The organism is Pseudomonas sp. BP8 (assembly GCF_017875955.1).
In the GTDB taxonomy this organism is placed as follows: domain Bacteria; phylum Pseudomonadota; class Gammaproteobacteria; order Pseudomonadales; family Pseudomonadaceae; genus Aquipseudomonas.
Map to the genome: position 1 here is coordinate 5,968,396 of NZ_JAGINK010000001.1, position 14,309 is coordinate 5,982,704.

Genomic DNA, 14,309 nt, shown 5'->3' on the forward strand with positions numbered 1-14,309 from the left:
AAAACCGCCCAAATGAGGGCGGTTCTACTTCTCATTCCGACTCAGGCGAGATCTATCCCCAACGCCTTGGCGATCCCTTCTCCATAAGCCGGATCAGCCCTGAAGAAATACTGCAGTTGGCGCTGCAGCACATCCTCGCTCACGCCAGCCATGGCCCCGGCGATGTTGCTGATCAGCAGCGCCTGCTGCTCGCCGTTCATCAGGCGGAACAACGCGCCGGCGTGGCTGTAATAGTCGCTATCGTCGCGATGATCATGCCGGTCGGCGGCGCCGCTGAGCGCCAAGCCCGGCTCAGCGTGGCGGGGCGATTGCTTCGGCGCGTCGCCGTAGCTGTTGGGCTCGTAGTTCGGCGCGCTGCCATAAGCGCCGAACGCCATGGCGCCGTCACGCTGATAGCTGTTGACCGGGCTACGCGGGGCATTCACCGGCAAATGCTGGTGATTGGTGCCGACGCGGTAGCGGTGAGCATCGGCATAAGCGAACACGCGCCCCTGGAGCATACGATCGGGCGACAGGCCCACGCCTGGAACCATATTGCTTGGGCCAAAGGTAGCCTGCTCGACCTCGGCAAAGTAATTCTGCGGGTTGCGGTTGAGCTCCAGCACGCCTACTTCGATCAACGGGTAGTCTTTCTGCGACCAGGTTTTGGTCACGTCAAACGGGTTCTCCTGACGCGTAGCCGCCTCCTGCTCGCTCATTACCTGGATGCACACTGTCCAGCGTGGGTAATCGCCTCGCTCAATGGCCTCGAACAGGTCGCGCTGAGCGTAGTCCGGCTCAACCCCTGCCAGCCGCGCAGCTTCGGCCGGTGCCAGGTTCTTGATGCCTTGCTGGGTCTTGAAGTGCCATTTGACCCAAGTCCGCTCACCACTGGCGCTGATCAAGCTGTAGGTATGGCTGCCGAAACCGTGCATGTGACGGTAGCCATCAGGAATACCGCGATCAGAAAACAGAATGGTGACCTGGTGCAGCGCTTCTGGAGAGTGCGACCAGAAGTCCCACATCATCTGTGCGTTCTTCAGGTTGGTTTGCGGGTGGCGCTTCTGGGTGTGGATAAAGTCCGGAAACTTGAGGGGATCGCGAATGAAGAATACCGGGGTGTTGTTGCCAACGATGTCCCAGTTACCTTCTTCGGTATAGAACTTGAGGGCAAAACCTCGAGGATCCCGCTCGGTATCCGCCGAACCGCGCTCGCCACCGACAGTCGAGAAACGCAGGAAGGTCTCGGTTTGCTTGCCGATCGACTCGAACAGCTTGGCACTGGTATAGGACGTGACATCACGGGTCACGGTGAACGTGCCATAGGCGCCAGAGCCCTTGGCATGCACGCGACGCTCAGGAATGTTCTCGCGGTTGAAGTGAGCGAGCTTCTCAAGCAGATGGAAGTCATCAAGCAGGAGCGGGCCGCGTGGGCCAGCAGAGCGGGAATTCTGGTTATCGGCTACAGGTGCACCGCTGGCGGTGGTGAGAATCTTGCTCATGGGCTCTCCTTATCGGTCTTCAGTTGCCGGCTAATCGGCTTGCTGAACAGTATCCAAAAGAAGCACTTCAAGAACAAATTCATTGATCCATTAGCATCGATAGAAAATTCAAATAGTTACAGGCACAAAAAACCGGGCACTAGGCCCGGTTTTCTGTAGCAGACAGAACGTCTTACTCGGCGGCTTCTACAGCACCACCGACTGGACGATCAACCAGCTCGACGTACGCCATAGGCGCGTTGTCGCCAGTGCGGAAACCGCACTTCAGGATACGCAGGTAGCCGCCCTGACGGGTGGCGTAGCGCTTGCCCAGATCGTTGAAGAGCTTACCAACAGCGGATTTCGAACGAGTACGGTCGAAAGCCAGACGACGGTTGGCTACGCTATCTTCCTTGGCCAGGGTGATCAGCGGCTCGGCAACGCGGCGCAGTTCCTTGGCTTTTGGCAGAGTAGTTTTGATCAGCTCGTGCTCGATCAACGACACTGCCATGTTCTGGAACATAGCCTTGCGGTGAGAGCTGGTACGGCTCAGGTGACGTCCACTTTTACGATGACGCATGATTCATTCCTTACCAAACACTACGTTCGGTGATTACGACGATCAGGCAGTCGCCTTGTCGTCCTTCTTAAGACTTGCAGGCGGCCAGTTGTCGAGGCGCATGCCGAGGGACAGACCACGGGAAGCCAGAACGTCCTTGATTTCAGTCAGGGACTTCTTGCCGAGGTTAGGAGTTTTCAACAGCTCTACTTCGGTGCGCTGAATCAGGTCGCCGATGTAGTAGATGTTCTCCGCCTTCAGGCAGTTGGCCGACCGTACGGTCAGTTCCAGGTCGTCAACCGGACGCAGCAGGATCGGATCGATCTCGTCTTCCTGCTCGACCACTACCGGCTCACTGTCACCTTTGAGGTCGACGAACGCGGCCAACTGCTGTTGCAGGATGGTCGCGGCACGACGGATAGCCTCTTCAGGATCCAGAGTACCGTTGGTTTCCAGATCAATGACCAGCTTGTCCAGGTTGGTACGCTGTTCAACACGGGCGTTTTCGACCACATAGGCGATACGACGCACCGGGCTGAACGAGGCGTCCAGCTGCAGACGGCCAATGCTGCGGCTTTCATCTTCGTCAGTCTGACGAGAGTCGGCCGGCTCGTAACCGCGACCACGAGCTACAGTGAGCTTCATGTTCAAGGCGCCGTTGGACGCCAAGTTCGCGATTACGTGATCGGGGTTGACGATCTCGACATCGTGATCCAGCTGAATATCGGCAGCGGTAACCACCCCCGAACCCTTTTTCGACAAGGTCAGCGTAACTTCGTCACGACCGTGCAGTTTGATAGCCAGGCCTTTCAGGTTCAACAGGATTTCAATTACGTCTTCCTGTACACCTTCGATCGCGGAGTACTCATGGAGTACGCCATCGATCTCGGCCTCGACTACTGCACAGCCAGGCATGGAGGACAACAGGATGCGGCGCAGCGCGTTGCCCAGGGTATGGCCGAAACCACGCTCGAGAGGCTCGAGCGTAATCTTGGCGCGGGTCGGACTGACGACCTGCACATCAATGTGGCGGGGCGTCAGGAACTCATTTACCGAAATCTGCATGGATGCACCTATTTTCTAGCCCTTACTTGGAGTAGAGCTCGACAATCAGGTTTTCGTTGATGTCGGCGGACAGGTCGCTGCGAGCAGGAACGTTCTTGAAAACGCCCGACTTTTTAGCAGCATCCACGTCTACCCACTCAACGCGGCCACGCTGAGAGCACAGTTCAAGGGCTTGAACAATGCGCAGCTGGTTCAGCGACTTCTCACGAACCGAGACCACGTCACCCGGACGAACTTGGTAGGATGGAATGTTTACAGTCTTACCGTTGACGCTGATCGCTTTGTGCGAAACCAGCTGACGGGACTCGGAACGAGTCGAGCCGAAGCCCATACGGTAGACGACGTTATCCAGGCGGCACTCGAGCAGTTGCAGCAGGTTCTCACCAGTTGCGCCTTTTTTCGAGGCTGCAGCTTGGTAGTAACCGCGGAACTGACGCTCCAGAACACCGTAGATACGACGGACTTTTTGTTTCTCGCGCAGCTGGGTACCGTAGTCGGACTGACGGCCACGGCGCTGGCCGTGGATACCTGGGGCTGCTTCGATGTTGCACTTCGATTCCAGAGCGCGAACGCCGCTCTTCAGGAACAGATCGGTGCCTTCACGACGAGACAGTTTGCATTTTGGACCAATGTAACGTGCCATTTATCTGTCTCCTGATTACACGCGACGCTTCTTCGGCGGACGGCACCCGTTATGCGGGATTGGCGTCACGTCGGTGATGCTGGCGATCTTGTAGCCGCAGCTGTTCAAAGCACGAACGGCGGACTCACGACCTGGACCTGGACCCTTGACGTTTACGTCGAGGTTCTTCAGACCGTATTCCAGCGCAGCTTGACCAGCACGCTCAGCAGCGATCTGTGCTGCGAACGGGGTGGATTTGCGCGAACCACGGAAACCCGAACCACCGGAGGTCGCCCAGGACAAAGCATTGCCCTGACGGTCGGTGATGGTCACGATGGTGTTGTTAAAAGACGCATGGATGTGGGCGATGCCATCAACCACTGTCTTTTTGACTTTCTTACGAGGACGAGCAGCAGGTTTTGCCATGTCTATATTCCTGGGCGATTACTTGCGGATCGGCTTACGCGGGCCCTTACGGGTGCGTGCGTTGGTCTTGGTACGCTGACCGCGAACCGGCAGACCTTTACGATGACGCAGACCGCGGTAGCAGCCCAGGTCCATCAAGCGTTTGATCTTCATGTTTACGTCACGACGCAGGTCACCTTCAGTGGTGAACTTCGCAACTTCGCTACGCAGGGTTTCGATTTGCTCGTCGCTCAGATCCTTGATCTTTGCGGCTGGGTTGACCCCAGTGTCTGCACAGATCTTCTGTGCAGTTGTGCGACCGACACCATAGATGTAGGTCAGCGAGATAACAGTATGCTTGTTATCTGGAATGTTGACGCCTGCAATACGGGCCATTCAGTGGGACTCCAATTGACAGCTACCTACGCCCCGGAAGCCAAGAAATAGGGCGCGAGATAATATCGCTGTAGAAACAATTAATCAACCCAGCAGCGCACTAGCTGCTGGGCTTGTAGCGCGGATCACACTCAGCCTTGGCGCTGTTTGTGACGCGGTTCCGCGCTGCAAATTACTCGCACGATGCCTTCGCGGCGAATAATCTTGCAGTTGCGGCACAGCTTTTTCACCGATGCACGAACTTTCATCACCAACTCCTCGAACCTTAGGGGCCTGTCAGCGCAGCAAGCTGCTGCCGCCATAGCCTTTCAGGTTGGCTTTCTTCATCAGGGATTCGTACTGGTGTGAAACGAGGTGCGATTGTACTTGGGACATGAAGTCCATCACAACCACTACCACGATCAGCAACGAGGTCCCGCCAAGGTAGAACGGCACGTTTGCTGCCACCACCAGGAACTGGGGCAGAAGGCATACGGCCATCATGTAAAGAGCACCGAACATGGTCAGACGGGTCAGAACGCCATCAATGTAGCGCGCCGACTGCTCACCAGGACGGATACCCGGAATAAAGGCACCGGACTTCTTCAGGTTTTCCGCTACGTCTTTCGGGTTGAACATCAACGCTGTGTAGAAGAAGCAGAAGAAAATGATCCCTGCACTAAACAGCAGAATGTTCAACGGCTGACCAGGAGCGATCGACTGCGAGATGTCCTGCAACCAGCCCATACCTTCGGACTGACCGAACCAGGCACCCAGCGAAGCCGGGAACAGCAGAATGCTGCTGGCGAAAATGGCCGGGATTACCCCTGCCATGTTCACCTTGAGCGGCAAGTGGCTGGTCTGCGCAGCAAAGACCTTGCGGCCCTGCTGACGCTTGGCGTAGTGAACGGCGATACGACGCTGACCACGCTCAATGAACACCACGAAACCGATAATCGCTACTGCCAGCAAACCGATAGCGACCAGGGCGAAAATGTTGATATCGCCTGTGCGCGCAGACTCGAAAGACTGCCCGATTGCTCTCGGAAGACCGGCAACGATACCCGCAAAAATCAACATCGAGATACCGTTGCCCACACCGCGCTCGGTGATCTGCTCGCCGAGCCACATCATGAACATCGCGCCTGCCACGAAGGTGGAGACGGCAACGACATGGAAGCCCAGACCTGCAGAAAACGCCACGCCCTGGTTGCCCAGGCCAATGGACATGCCAATGGCTTGAACCAACGCCAGGATAACAGTGAGGTAGCGGGTGTACTGGCTGATCTTGCGACGGCCAGCTTCACCTTCCTTCTTCAACTGCTCCAGCTGCGGGCTGACAGCGGTCATGAGCTGCATGATGATCGATGCCGAGATGTACGGCATGATCCCCAGTGCAAAAATGCTCATGCGCTCCAGCGCGCCACCGGAAAACATGTTGAACAAGCTAAGAATGGTCCCCTCATTCTGCCGAAACAGATCCGCCAGACGGTCCGGGTTGATACCGGGCACCGGGATATGTGCACCTATCCGATAGACGATGATCGCCATGAACAGAAAGCGCAGACGAGCCCAGAGTTCCGACATCCCGCCCTTACCGAGCGAAGAGAGAGCACCTTGCTTAGCCATTTATTCCTCGAATTTGCCGCCAGCTGCTTCGATAGCCGCACGCGCACCTTTGGTGGCTGCGATACCCTTGATGGTGACTGCGCGAGTGACTTCGCCAGACAGCATGATTTTCACACGCTGTACGTTCTGGTTGATCACGTTTGCATCCTTCAAGGATTGCACGGTGACAACATCGCCTTCCACTTTAGCCAGCTCGGACAGACGCACTTCTGCGCGGTCCATGGCCTTCAGCGAAACGAAGCCGAATTTCGGCAGACGACGGTGCAGCGGCTGTTGACCGCCTTCGAAGCCCGGAGCGATGGTGCCACCGGAACGGGAGGTCTGACCTTTGTGGCCGCGGCCACCAGTCTTACCCAAACCGCTACCGATACCACGACCCGGACGATGCTTCTCGCGACGGGAACCCGGCGCTGGACTCAGATCATTGAGTTTCATCGATTAACCCTCGACGCGCAGCATGTAGTAAGCCTTGTTGATCATCCCGCGATTCTCGGGAGTATCCAGGACTTCTACAGTGTGACCGATGCGACGCAGACCCAAGCCTTTAACACACAGTTTGTGGTTAGGCAGACGGCCGGCGGTGCTTTTGATCAACGTGACTTTAACGGTTGCCATGATCAGAAGATCTCCTCGACGCTCTTGCCGCGCTTGGCAGCAATGGATTCAGGAGATTGCATGGCTTTCAGACCCTTGAAAGTGGCGTAAACCACGTTCACTGGGTTGGTCGAACCGTAGCACTTGGCCAGAACGTTCTGGACACCAGCAACTTCCAGGACAGCACGCATTGCGCCGCCAGCGATGATACCGGTACCTTCCGAGGCAGGCTGCATGTAAACCTTCGAGGCGCCGTGGGCGGCCTTGGTGGCGTACTGCAGGGTGGTGCCCTTCAGGTCAACCTGAATCATGTTGCGACGGGCAGCTTCCATGGCTTTCTGGATCGCGGCAGGTACTTCGCGCGATTTGCCACGGCCGAAGCCTACGCGACCTTTACCATCACCAACCACGGTCAACGCGGTGAAGGTGAAGATACGGCCGCCTTTGACGGTTTTGGCTACGCGGTTAACTTGAACCAGCTTCTCGATGTAGCCTTCGTCGCGCTTTTGATCGTTATTTGCCATAACTTAGAACTCCAGCCCGCCTTCACGAGCAGCATCAGCCAGCGCTTTGACGCGGCCATGGTACTTGAAGCCGGAACGGTCAAAGGCAACTTGAGATACACCGGCGGCTTTCGCACGCTCAGCTACCAGCTTGCCAACCTTAGTGGCCGCGTCGATGTTGCCGGTGGCGCCATCACGCAGTTCTTTGTCCAAGGTCGAGGCGCTTGCCAAAACCTTGCTGCCGTCGGCCGAGATGACCTGGGCATAAATGTGCTGCGAGGAGCGGAACACGCACAGACGCACGGCTTCGAGCTCGTGCATTTTCAGGCGTGCTTTGCGAGCGCGACGCAGTCGAGTAACTTTTTTGTCGGTCATTTGCTAGGCCCTACTTCTTCTTGGCTTCTTTACGACGGACTACTTCGTCCGCGTAGCGCACACCTTTACCTTTGTAAGGCTCTGGTGGACGGAAGTCGCGGATTTCAGCGGCCACCTGACCTACCAGCTGCTTGTCGATGCCCTTGATCAGGATATCGGTCTGGCTAGGAGTTTCAGCGGTGATGCCGGCTGGAAGTTCGTAGTCCACTGGGTGAGAGAAGCCCAGAGCCAGGTTCAGGACGGTGCCCTTTGCCTGTGCCTTGTAACCAACACCGACCAGCTGGAGCTTACGCTCGAAGCCTTGGCTTACGCCTTGGACCATGTTGTTCACCAGAGCGCGGGTAGTACCGGCCATGGCGCGAGCTTGCTGGTCACCATTGCGAGCGACGAAACGCAGCTCACCAGACTCTTCGGTAACTTCAACAGACGAGTGAACGTTCAGTTCGAGAGTGCCCTTGGCACCCTTCACCGAAAGCTGTTGGCCGGCGAATTTGACTTCGACACCGGATGGCAGCTTAACGGGGTTCTTAGCGACGCGAGACATGCTTATCCCCCCTTAGAACACTGTGCACAGAACTTCGCCACCAACACCGGCAGCACGTGCAGCACGATCAGTCATCACACCTTTGTTGGTGGAGACGATAGACACGCCCAGACCGCCACGAACTTTCGGCAGATCTGTAACGGCCTTGTACTGACGCAGGCCTGGTCGGCTAGCGCGCTTCAGCTCTTCGATGACCGGACGGCCTTCGAAGTACTTCAGCTCGATCGACAGGGAGGGCTTCACTTCGCTGCTAACCTGGTAGCCAGCGATGTAACCTTCGTCCTTCAGAACTTTGGCAACCGCTACCTTCAGAGTCGAAGATGGCATGCTTACGACGGACTTTTCAGCCATCTGGGCATTACGGATGCGAGTTAGCATGTCCGCTAACGGGTCCTGCATACTCATGGGCTAGATGCTCCTGATACAAGAATTATTAGCCTTGCGGCTATCACAACCACCTGGTCGCTCAGGGTAAAAAACCCGGGCTCAGGTGAGCCGGTCATTCTAGACACAAGGTAGAAACGAAACAAGCCCCATATAGGGGCTTGTTTCGTAGTGAGGTCACCGGCGGTCGGAAGATTGCTCCCCTTCCACCGGGATCACACCAGCGGGGATTACCAGCTGGCTTTGACCAGACCTGGAACGTCACCGCGCATTGCAGCTTCACGCAGCTTGTTACGGCCCAGACCGAACTTACGGTATACACCGTGAGGACGGCCGGTCAGGCGGCAACGGTTGCGCAGACGAGCGGCGCTGGCGTCACGCGGCTGCTTTTGCAGTGCGACGACGGCGGCGAAACGCTCTTCAGGCGAAGCGTTCAGGTTGACGATGGTCGCTTTCAGCTCAGCACGCTTTTTGGCGAACTTGGCTACCGTGAGCTGACGCTTCAGCTCGCGGTTTTTCATGCTCTTCTTGGCCATTTTCCTACTCCAATCAGTTGCGGAACGGGAATTTGAATGCACGCAGCAGAGCGCGGCCTTCGTCATCCGAACGAGCAGTGGTGGTCAGGGTAATGTCCAGACCGCGCAGAGCATCGATCTTGTCGTAGTCGATTTCCGGGAAGATGATCTGCTCTTTCACGCCCATGCTGTAGTTGCCACGACCATCGAAGGACTTGGCATTCAGGCCGCGGAAGTCGCGAACCCGAGGCAGGGAGATCGCCAGCAGGCGGTCCAGGAACTCGTACATACGGTCACGGCGCAGAGTAACTTTAACGCCGATCGGCCAACCTTCACGAACCTTGAAACCCGCAATCGACTTGCGAGCGAACGTCACAACGGCTTTTTGGCCGGTGATCTTTTCCAGGTCGGCAACGGCGTTTTCGATGACTTTCTTGTCACCGACCGCTTCGCCCAGACCCATGTTCAGGGTGATCTTGGTTACGCGAGGAACTTCCATCACGTTCGCGAGCTTAAGTTCTTCCTTAAGCTTGGGAGCGATTTCGTTCCGGTAAATCTCTTTGAGTCGTGCCATTGTCTTCTACCTAGCAGTGTTCAAGCATCAACCGCTTTCTGGGTCGACTTGAAGACACGAATTTTCTTGCCGTCTTCAACCTTGAAGCCAACGCGGTCAGCCTTGTTGGTTTCACCATTGAAAATGGCAACGTTGGAAGCGTGCAGAGGCGCTTCTTTCTCGACGATACCGCCCTGTACGCCCGCCATCGGGTTAGGCTTGGTATGGCGCTTGACCAGGTTCACACCACCGATGACCAGACGGTCGTCAGCGAGAACCTTCAGCACCTTACCGCGCTTACCTTTGTCTTTGCCGGCGATCACGATGATCTCGTCGTCACGACGAATCTTTTGCATGTCGGATCTCCTTAGAGCACTTCAGGGGCGAGCGAGACGATCTTCATGAACTTCTCGTTACGAAGTTCACGGGTCACTGGCCCGAAGATGCGAGTGCCGATCGGCTCTTGCTTGTTGTTCAGCAGAACAGCAGCGTTACCGTCGAAACGAATGATGGAACCGTCAGCGCGACGTACACCGTGACGGGTACGGACGACTACAGCGGTCATCACCTGGCCTTTTTTGACCTTACCGCGCGGAATTGCTTCCTTGACGGTTACTTTGATGATGTCACCGATGCCGGCGTAACGACGGTGGGAACCGCCGAGCACCTTGATGCACATGACGCGACGAGCGCCGCTGTTATCGGCCACATCGAGCATGGATTGAGTCTGAATCATAAAATTTCTCCGACCCCTAGCCCTTAGACTTCAACAGCGCGTTCGAGGACTTCAACCAGTGCCCAGGACTTGGTCTTGGCCAGCGGACGGGTTTCGCTAATGGAAACCTTGTCGCCGATCTTGCACTGGTTGGCTTCGTCGTGCGCGTGCAGCTTAGTCGAACGCTTAACGTATTTACCGTAGATCGGGTGCTTAACGCGACGCTCGATCAGAACGGTGATGGTCTTGTCCATTTTGTCGCTGACGACACGGCCAGTCAGCGTACGGACGGTTTTTTCAGCTTCAGCCATGATCACTTACCTGCCTGCTGGTTGAGCACAGTTTTCACGCGAGCGATGTCACGCTTAACTTGCGAGAGCAGGTGCGACTGCCCCAACTGGCCAGTTGCTTTCTGCATACGCAGATTGAACTGGTCGCGCAGCAGGCCGAGCAGTTGCTCGTTCAGCTGCTGTGCCGATTTTTCACGAAGTTCATTCGCTTTCATCACATCACCGTCCGCTTAACAAAGGAGGTGGCGAGAGGCAGCTTTGCAGCAGCCAGGGCGAAAGCTTCGCGCGCCAGCTCTTCAGAAACACCCTCGATCTCATACAGGACTTTGCCTGGCTGGATCTGGGCAACCCAGTATTCCACGGAACCCTTACCTTTACCCATCCGCACTTCAAGAGGCTTCTTGGTAACCGGCTTGTCCGGGAACACACGGATCCAGATCTTGCCGCCACGCTTAACGTGACGAGTCAGAGCACGACGTGCCGACTCGATCTGGCGAGCGGTGAGGCGACCGCGGGCGACAGCTTTCAGGGCGAATTCGCCGAAGCTGACCTTGCTACCGCGCAGTGCCAGACCACGGTTGTGGCCAGTCATCTGCTTGCGGAATTTTGTACGCTTAGGTTGCAACATTTGGCGTACCCCTTACTTAGCAGCTTTTTTACGAGGCGCTGGTGCTTGTGGTTTCAGTTCTTCTTGGCGACCACCAATAACTTCGCCTTTGAAGATCCAAACCTTCACACCGATCACACCGTAAGTGGTGTGAGCTTCGTAGGTGTTGTAGTCGATATCGGCACGCAGGGTGTGCAGAGGCACACGACCTTCGCGATACCACTCGGTACGAGCAATCTCAGCACCGCCGAGACGACCGCTCACCTGGATCTTGATGCCCTTGGCACCAATACGCATGGCGTTCTGCACGGCGCGCTTCATAGCACGACGGAACATTACGCGGCGCTCCAGCTGCTGAGCTACGCTTTGCGCAACCAGCATGGCGTCGAGTTCCGGCTTGCGGATCTCTTCGATGTTGATGTGCACAGGCACACCCATCTGCTTGGTCAGGTCCTGACGCAGCTTCTCAACGTCCTCACCTTTCTTCCCGATAACGATACCTGGACGAGCGGTGTGGATGGTGATGCGTGCAGTTTGGGCCGGACGATGGATATCGATACGGCTTACGGACGCGCTTTTTAGTTTGTCTTGGAGGTACTCACGTGTTTTCAGATCCTTCAACAGGTAATCTGCGTAAGTAGCGCCGTCTGCATACCAGACGGACGTGTGCTCCTTGACGATTCCCAGGCGAATGCCAGTGGGATGTACTTTCTGACCCATCTGATCGACTCCGTTACTTGTCCGCAACCTTGACAGTGATATGGCAAGACCGCTTGACGATGCGATCAGCGCGGCCTTTGGCACGCGGCATGATGCGCTTCAGCGAACGCCCTTCGTTGACGAAAACGGTGGAGACCTTCAGGTCATCAACGTCTGCGCCTTCGTTGTGTTCGGCGTTGGCAACGGCCGACTCGAGGACTTTCTTCATGATTTCAGCGGCTTTTTTGCTGCTGAAGGCCAACAGGTTGAGCGCTTCGCCCACCTTCTTCCCGCGGATCTGGTCGGCGACCAAGCGGGCTTTCTGGGCGGAGATTCGAGCGCCCGACAACTTAGCGGCTACTTCCATTTCCTAACCCCTTAACGCTTGGCTTTCTTGTCAGCCACGTGCCCGCGATAAGTGCGGGTACCGGCAAACTCGCCCAGTTTGTGGCCGACCATGTCTTCGTTCACGAGAACTGGGACATGTTGACGACCGTTATGTACCGCGATGGTCAGACCGACCATTTGTGGCAGGATCATCGAACGGCGCGACCAGGTTTTAACTGGCTTGCGATCGTTCTTCTCCGTCGCCACTTCGATCTTCTTCAGTAGGTGAAGATCGATAAAAGGACCTTTTTTCAGAGAACGTGGCACTGTCGTATCCCTCTATTTACTTGCGACGACGGACGATCATATTGTCGGTACGCTTATTACCACGAGTCTTCGCACCCTTGGTTGGGAAGCCCCATGGCGATACCGGATGACGACCACCGGAGGTACGACCTTCACCACCACCATGCGGGTGGTCAACCGGGTTCATGGCAACACCACGAACGGTTGGGCGAACGCCACGCCAGCGTTTGGCACCAGCTTTACCCAGCGAACGCAGGCTGTGCTCGGAGTTCGAGACTTCGCCCAGGGTCGCACGGCACTCGGCCAATACTTTACGCATTTCACCAGAGCGCAGACGCAGGGTCACGTAGACACCTTCGCGAGCGATCAGCTGAGCCGAAGCACCAGCGGAACGAGCGATCTGTGCACCTTTACCCGGCTTCAGCTCGATGCCGTGAATGGTGCTACCTACTGGGATGTTGCGCAGCTGCAGGGAGTTACCGGGCTTGATTGGAGCCAGGGCACCTGCGATCAGCTGATCGCCAGCACTCACGCCTTTAGGGGCGATGATGTAGCGACGCTCACCGTCTGCGTAGCACAGCAGGGCGATGTGAGCAGTACGGTTTGGATCGTATTCGATACGCTCGACAGTGGCTGGAATGCCATCTTTATCGTTGCGACGGAAGTCGACCAGACGGTAATGCTGCTTATGACCACCACCAACGTGACGCGTGGTAATACGGCCATTGTTGTTACGACCACCAGACTTCGATTTCTTCTCGAGCAGCGGTGCGTGAGGAGCGCCTTTGTGCAGCTCCTTGTTGACCACCTTGACCACGAAACGGCGGCCAGGGGAAGTCGGTTTGCATTTAACGATTGCCATGATGCACCCCTTCCTTACTCAGCACTGCTGCTGAAATCGAGATCTTGGCCTGGCTGAAGGGAGACGATCGCCTTCTTCCAGTCATTACGCTTGCCCAGACCACGTGCGGTACGCTTGGTTTTACCCAGAACGTTAACAGTCGACACGTTTTCGACTTTTACGCCGAACAGGCCTTCGACAGCTTTCTTGATTTCCAGCTTGGTTGCGTCAGTAGCAACCTTGAATACGAACTGGCCTTTTTTCTCAGCCAGAACGGTAGCCTTCTCGGAAACATGCGGGCCAAGGAGGACTTTAAATACGCGTTCCTGGTTCATCCCAGCAGCTCCTCGAATTTCTTCACGGCCGACACAGTGATCAACACTTTGTCATAGGCGATCAGACTGACCGGATCGGAACCTTGTACGTCACGAACGTCGACGTGCGGCAGGTTGCGAGCAGCCAGGTACAGGTTCTGATCAACAGCGTCCGATACGATCAGGACGTCAGTCAGGCCCATGCCATTCAGCTTGTTCAGCAGATCTTTGGTCTTCGGCGCTTCAACAGCGAAGTCCTGGACAACGACCAGACGGTCGGTACGCACCAGCTCAGCGAGGATGGAACGCATTGCTGCGCGGTACATCTTCTTGTTGAGCTTCTGCGAGTGGTCCTGAGGACGAGCTGCGAAGGTGGTGCCACCGCCGCGCCAGATCGGGCTACGGATGGTACCGGCACGAGCGCGACCAGTACCCTTCTGACGCCATGGGCGCTTACCGCCACCGGATACGTCGGAACGGGTTTTCTGCTGCTTGGTGCCCTGACGGCCGCCGGCCATGTAGGCCACGACTGCTTGGTGTACCAGCGTCTCGTTGAATTCGCCACCGAAAGTCAGTTCGGAAACTTCGATCGCCTGAGCGTCATTTACATTAAGTTGCATGTCAGTT

The 14,309-nt window shown here is 56.4% G+C and carries 27 protein-coding genes; all 27 read right to left on the reverse strand.

All coding sequences use genetic code 11. The annotated features are described in order from the left end of the window. Positions 1 to 41: 41 nt before the first annotated feature. Entirely contained in the window at positions 42 to 1,481 is a 1,440-nt protein-coding gene (locus J3B00_RS26240; protein WP_209874424.1) for a catalase, read from the reverse strand. 172 nt (positions 1,482 to 1,653) lie between these two features. Further along, positions 1,654 to 2,040: a 50S ribosomal protein L17 gene (gene rplQ, locus J3B00_RS26245; protein ID WP_209874427.1), complete on the reverse strand. Its 387-nt coding sequence runs from the start codon at positions 2,038 to 2,040 to the stop codon at positions 1,654 to 1,656. 42 nt (positions 2,041 to 2,082) lie between these two features. Continuing rightward, the gene (rpoA, locus tag J3B00_RS26250; RefSeq protein WP_003255452.1) at positions 2,083 to 3,084 is read right to left on the reverse strand and encodes a DNA-directed RNA polymerase subunit alpha; all 1,002 of its coding nucleotides are present in this window, start codon (positions 3,082 to 3,084) and stop codon (positions 2,083 to 2,085) included. 22 nt (positions 3,085 to 3,106) lie between these two features. Next, complete coding sequence (rpsD, locus tag J3B00_RS26255) at positions 3,107 to 3,727, reverse strand: 30S ribosomal protein S4 (protein WP_101322335.1); 621 nt, start codon at positions 3,725 to 3,727, stop codon at positions 3,107 to 3,109. A gap of 15 nt (positions 3,728 to 3,742) precedes the next feature. Next, the gene (gene rpsK / locus J3B00_RS26260) at positions 3,743 to 4,132 is read right to left on the reverse strand and encodes a 30S ribosomal protein S11 (protein ID WP_003255454.1); all 390 of its coding nucleotides are present in this window, start codon (positions 4,130 to 4,132) and stop codon (positions 3,743 to 3,745) included. An 18-nt stretch (positions 4,133 to 4,150) separates the two neighbouring features. Continuing rightward, entirely contained in the window at positions 4,151 to 4,507 is a 357-nt protein-coding gene (gene rpsM / locus J3B00_RS26265; RefSeq protein ID WP_209874431.1) for a 30S ribosomal protein S13, read from the reverse strand. Positions 4,508 to 4,638: 131 nt separating this feature from the next. Further along, positions 4,639 to 4,755, reverse strand: a complete 117-nt coding sequence (gene rpmJ, locus J3B00_RS26270; protein WP_011531897.1) for a 50S ribosomal protein L36 — start codon at positions 4,753 to 4,755, stop codon at positions 4,639 to 4,641. A 28-nt stretch (positions 4,756 to 4,783) separates the two neighbouring features. Next, positions 4,784 to 6,115, reverse strand: a complete 1,332-nt coding sequence (secY, locus tag J3B00_RS26275) for a preprotein translocase subunit SecY (protein WP_209874434.1) — start codon at positions 6,113 to 6,115, stop codon at positions 4,784 to 4,786. Further along, a complete protein-coding gene (gene rplO, locus J3B00_RS26280; protein WP_010220318.1) occupies positions 6,116 to 6,550 on the reverse strand; it encodes a 50S ribosomal protein L15 in 435 nt (144 codons plus the stop codon). A gap of 3 nt (positions 6,551 to 6,553) precedes the next feature. Then, positions 6,554 to 6,730, reverse strand: coding sequence for a 50S ribosomal protein L30 (gene rpmD / locus J3B00_RS26285; protein WP_010220317.1), 177 nt, complete (start codon positions 6,728 to 6,730; stop codon positions 6,554 to 6,556). 2 nt (positions 6,731 to 6,732) lie between these two features. Next, complete coding sequence (gene rpsE, locus J3B00_RS26290) at positions 6,733 to 7,233, reverse strand: 30S ribosomal protein S5 (RefSeq protein WP_003255465.1); 501 nt, start codon at positions 7,231 to 7,233, stop codon at positions 6,733 to 6,735. A gap of 3 nt (positions 7,234 to 7,236) precedes the next feature. Then, positions 7,237 to 7,587, reverse strand: coding sequence for a 50S ribosomal protein L18 (gene rplR, locus J3B00_RS26295; RefSeq protein WP_011531893.1), 351 nt, complete (start codon positions 7,585 to 7,587; stop codon positions 7,237 to 7,239). Between the two features lie 10 nt (positions 7,588 to 7,597). After that, complete coding sequence (rplF, locus tag J3B00_RS26300; protein ID WP_003255469.1) at positions 7,598 to 8,131, reverse strand: 50S ribosomal protein L6; 534 nt, start codon at positions 8,129 to 8,131, stop codon at positions 7,598 to 7,600. A gap of 12 nt (positions 8,132 to 8,143) precedes the next feature. Further along, on the reverse strand, positions 8,144 to 8,536 hold the full coding sequence (rpsH, locus tag J3B00_RS26305; protein WP_119138195.1) for a 30S ribosomal protein S8: 393 nt from the start codon (positions 8,534 to 8,536) through the stop codon (positions 8,144 to 8,146). Positions 8,537 to 8,745: 209 nt separating this feature from the next. Beyond that, on the reverse strand, positions 8,746 to 9,051 hold the full coding sequence (gene rpsN, locus J3B00_RS26310; RefSeq protein WP_119138197.1) for a 30S ribosomal protein S14: 306 nt from the start codon (positions 9,049 to 9,051) through the stop codon (positions 8,746 to 8,748). 13 nt (positions 9,052 to 9,064) lie between these two features. After that, complete coding sequence (rplE, locus tag J3B00_RS26315) at positions 9,065 to 9,604, reverse strand: 50S ribosomal protein L5 (protein ID WP_186557313.1); 540 nt, start codon at positions 9,602 to 9,604, stop codon at positions 9,065 to 9,067. 20 nt (positions 9,605 to 9,624) lie between these two features. Continuing rightward, complete coding sequence (gene rplX / locus J3B00_RS26320; RefSeq protein ID WP_003255476.1) at positions 9,625 to 9,939, reverse strand: 50S ribosomal protein L24; 315 nt, start codon at positions 9,937 to 9,939, stop codon at positions 9,625 to 9,627. 11 nt (positions 9,940 to 9,950) lie between these two features. Continuing rightward, positions 9,951 to 10,319, reverse strand: coding sequence for a 50S ribosomal protein L14 (gene rplN, locus J3B00_RS26325; RefSeq protein ID WP_011063774.1), 369 nt, complete (start codon positions 10,317 to 10,319; stop codon positions 9,951 to 9,953). A 23-nt stretch (positions 10,320 to 10,342) separates the two neighbouring features. Continuing rightward, on the reverse strand, positions 10,343 to 10,609 hold the full coding sequence (gene rpsQ, locus J3B00_RS26330) for a 30S ribosomal protein S17 (protein WP_209874439.1): 267 nt from the start codon (positions 10,607 to 10,609) through the stop codon (positions 10,343 to 10,345). 2 nt (positions 10,610 to 10,611) lie between these two features. Next, positions 10,612 to 10,803: a 50S ribosomal protein L29 gene (gene rpmC / locus J3B00_RS26335; RefSeq protein ID WP_002555481.1), complete on the reverse strand. Its 192-nt coding sequence runs from the start codon at positions 10,801 to 10,803 to the stop codon at positions 10,612 to 10,614. After that, a complete protein-coding gene (rplP, locus tag J3B00_RS26340; protein ID WP_009397508.1) occupies positions 10,803 to 11,216 on the reverse strand; it encodes a 50S ribosomal protein L16 in 414 nt (137 codons plus the stop codon). Before rplP ends, rpmC begins: the two co-directional genes overlap by 1 nt. Positions 11,217 to 11,228: 12 nt before the next feature. After that, positions 11,229 to 11,915 (reverse strand): 30S ribosomal protein S3, encoded by a 687-nt coding sequence (rpsC, locus tag J3B00_RS26345; protein ID WP_003255481.1) that lies wholly within the window; start codon positions 11,913 to 11,915, stop codon positions 11,229 to 11,231. Positions 11,916 to 11,928: 13 nt separating this feature from the next. After that, positions 11,929 to 12,261: a 50S ribosomal protein L22 gene (gene rplV, locus J3B00_RS26350; RefSeq protein ID WP_003103908.1), complete on the reverse strand. Its 333-nt coding sequence runs from the start codon at positions 12,259 to 12,261 to the stop codon at positions 11,929 to 11,931. Between the two features lie 11 nt (positions 12,262 to 12,272). After that, complete coding sequence (gene rpsS, locus J3B00_RS26355) at positions 12,273 to 12,548, reverse strand: 30S ribosomal protein S19 (protein WP_119138201.1); 276 nt, start codon at positions 12,546 to 12,548, stop codon at positions 12,273 to 12,275. 16 nt (positions 12,549 to 12,564) lie between these two features. Next, complete coding sequence (rplB, locus tag J3B00_RS26360; RefSeq protein ID WP_209874442.1) at positions 12,565 to 13,389, reverse strand: 50S ribosomal protein L2; 825 nt, start codon at positions 13,387 to 13,389, stop codon at positions 12,565 to 12,567. A gap of 14 nt (positions 13,390 to 13,403) precedes the next feature. Further along, positions 13,404 to 13,703, reverse strand: a complete 300-nt coding sequence (gene rplW / locus J3B00_RS26365) for a 50S ribosomal protein L23 (protein ID WP_010220306.1) — start codon at positions 13,701 to 13,703, stop codon at positions 13,404 to 13,406. Next, positions 13,700 to 14,302 carry a 50S ribosomal protein L4 gene (gene rplD, locus J3B00_RS26370; protein ID WP_101322344.1) on the reverse strand — a complete coding sequence of 201 codons (603 nt, stop codon included), beginning with the start codon at positions 14,300 to 14,302 and terminating at the stop codon, positions 13,700 to 13,702. The genes rplW and rplD overlap by 4 nt, the downstream gene beginning before the upstream one ends. Positions 14,303 to 14,309 lie beyond the last annotated feature (7 nt).

Bases quoted from the DNA above. Each gene is read 5' to 3' on its own strand.
- J3B00_RS26240 (WP_209874424.1), bottom strand. From the start codon at position 1,481: ATGAGCAAGATTCTCACCACCGCCAGCGGTGCACCTGTAGCCGATAAC.
- rplQ (WP_209874427.1), bottom strand. From the start codon at position 2,040: ATGCGTCATCGTAAAAGTGGACGTCACCTGAGCCGTACCAGCTCTCAC.
- rpoA (WP_003255452.1), bottom strand. From the start codon at position 3,084: ATGCAGATTTCGGTAAATGAGTTCCTGACGCCCCGCCACATTGATGTG.
- rpsD (WP_101322335.1), bottom strand. From the start codon at position 3,727: ATGGCACGTTACATTGGTCCAAAATGCAAACTGTCTCGTCGTGAAGGC.
- rpsK (WP_003255454.1), bottom strand. From the start codon at position 4,132: ATGGCAAAACCTGCTGCTCGTCCTCGTAAGAAAGTCAAAAAGACAGTG.
- rpsM (WP_209874431.1), bottom strand. From the start codon at position 4,507: ATGGCCCGTATTGCAGGCGTCAACATTCCAGATAACAAGCATACTGTT.
- rpmJ (WP_011531897.1), bottom strand. From the start codon at position 4,755: ATGAAAGTTCGTGCATCGGTGAAAAAGCTGTGCCGCAACTGCAAGATT.
- secY (WP_209874434.1), bottom strand. From the start codon at position 6,115: ATGGCTAAGCAAGGTGCTCTCTCTTCGCTCGGTAAGGGCGGGATGTCG.
- rplO (WP_010220318.1), bottom strand. From the start codon at position 6,550: ATGAAACTCAATGATCTGAGTCCAGCGCCGGGTTCCCGTCGCGAGAAG.
- rpmD (WP_010220317.1), bottom strand. From the start codon at position 6,730: ATGGCAACCGTTAAAGTCACGTTGATCAAAAGCACCGCCGGCCGTCTG.
- rpsE (WP_003255465.1), bottom strand. From the start codon at position 7,233: ATGGCAAATAACGATCAAAAGCGCGACGAAGGCTACATCGAGAAGCTG.
- rplR (WP_011531893.1), bottom strand. From the start codon at position 7,587: ATGACCGACAAAAAAGTTACTCGACTGCGTCGCGCTCGCAAAGCACGC.
- rplF (WP_003255469.1), bottom strand. From the start codon at position 8,131: ATGTCTCGCGTCGCTAAGAACCCCGTTAAGCTGCCATCCGGTGTCGAA.
- rpsH (WP_119138195.1), bottom strand. From the start codon at position 8,536: ATGAGTATGCAGGACCCGTTAGCGGACATGCTAACTCGCATCCGTAAT.
- rpsN (WP_119138197.1), bottom strand. From the start codon at position 9,051: ATGGCCAAGAAGAGCATGAAAAACCGCGAGCTGAAGCGTCAGCTCACG.
- rplE (WP_186557313.1), bottom strand. From the start codon at position 9,604: ATGGCACGACTCAAAGAGATTTACCGGAACGAAATCGCTCCCAAGCTT.
- rplX (WP_003255476.1), bottom strand. From the start codon at position 9,939: ATGCAAAAGATTCGTCGTGACGACGAGATCATCGTGATCGCCGGCAAA.
- rplN (WP_011063774.1), bottom strand. From the start codon at position 10,319: ATGATTCAGACTCAATCCATGCTCGATGTGGCCGATAACAGCGGCGCT.
- rpsQ (WP_209874439.1), bottom strand. From the start codon at position 10,609: ATGGCTGAAGCTGAAAAAACCGTCCGTACGCTGACTGGCCGTGTCGTC.
- rpmC (WP_002555481.1), bottom strand. From the start codon at position 10,803: ATGAAAGCGAATGAACTTCGTGAAAAATCGGCACAGCAGCTGAACGAG.
- rplP (WP_009397508.1), bottom strand. From the start codon at position 11,216: ATGTTGCAACCTAAGCGTACAAAATTCCGCAAGCAGATGACTGGCCAC.
- rpsC (WP_003255481.1), bottom strand. From the start codon at position 11,915: ATGGGTCAGAAAGTACATCCCACTGGCATTCGCCTGGGAATCGTCAAG.
- rplV (WP_003103908.1), bottom strand. From the start codon at position 12,261: ATGGAAGTAGCCGCTAAGTTGTCGGGCGCTCGAATCTCCGCCCAGAAA.
- rplB (WP_209874442.1), bottom strand. From the start codon at position 13,389: ATGGCAATCGTTAAATGCAAACCGACTTCCCCTGGCCGCCGTTTCGTG.
- rplW (WP_010220306.1), bottom strand. From the start codon at position 13,703: ATGAACCAGGAACGCGTATTTAAAGTCCTCCTTGGCCCGCATGTTTCC.
- rplD (WP_101322344.1), bottom strand. From the start codon at position 14,302: ATGCAACTTAATGTAAATGACGCTCAGGCGATCGAAGTTTCCGAACTG.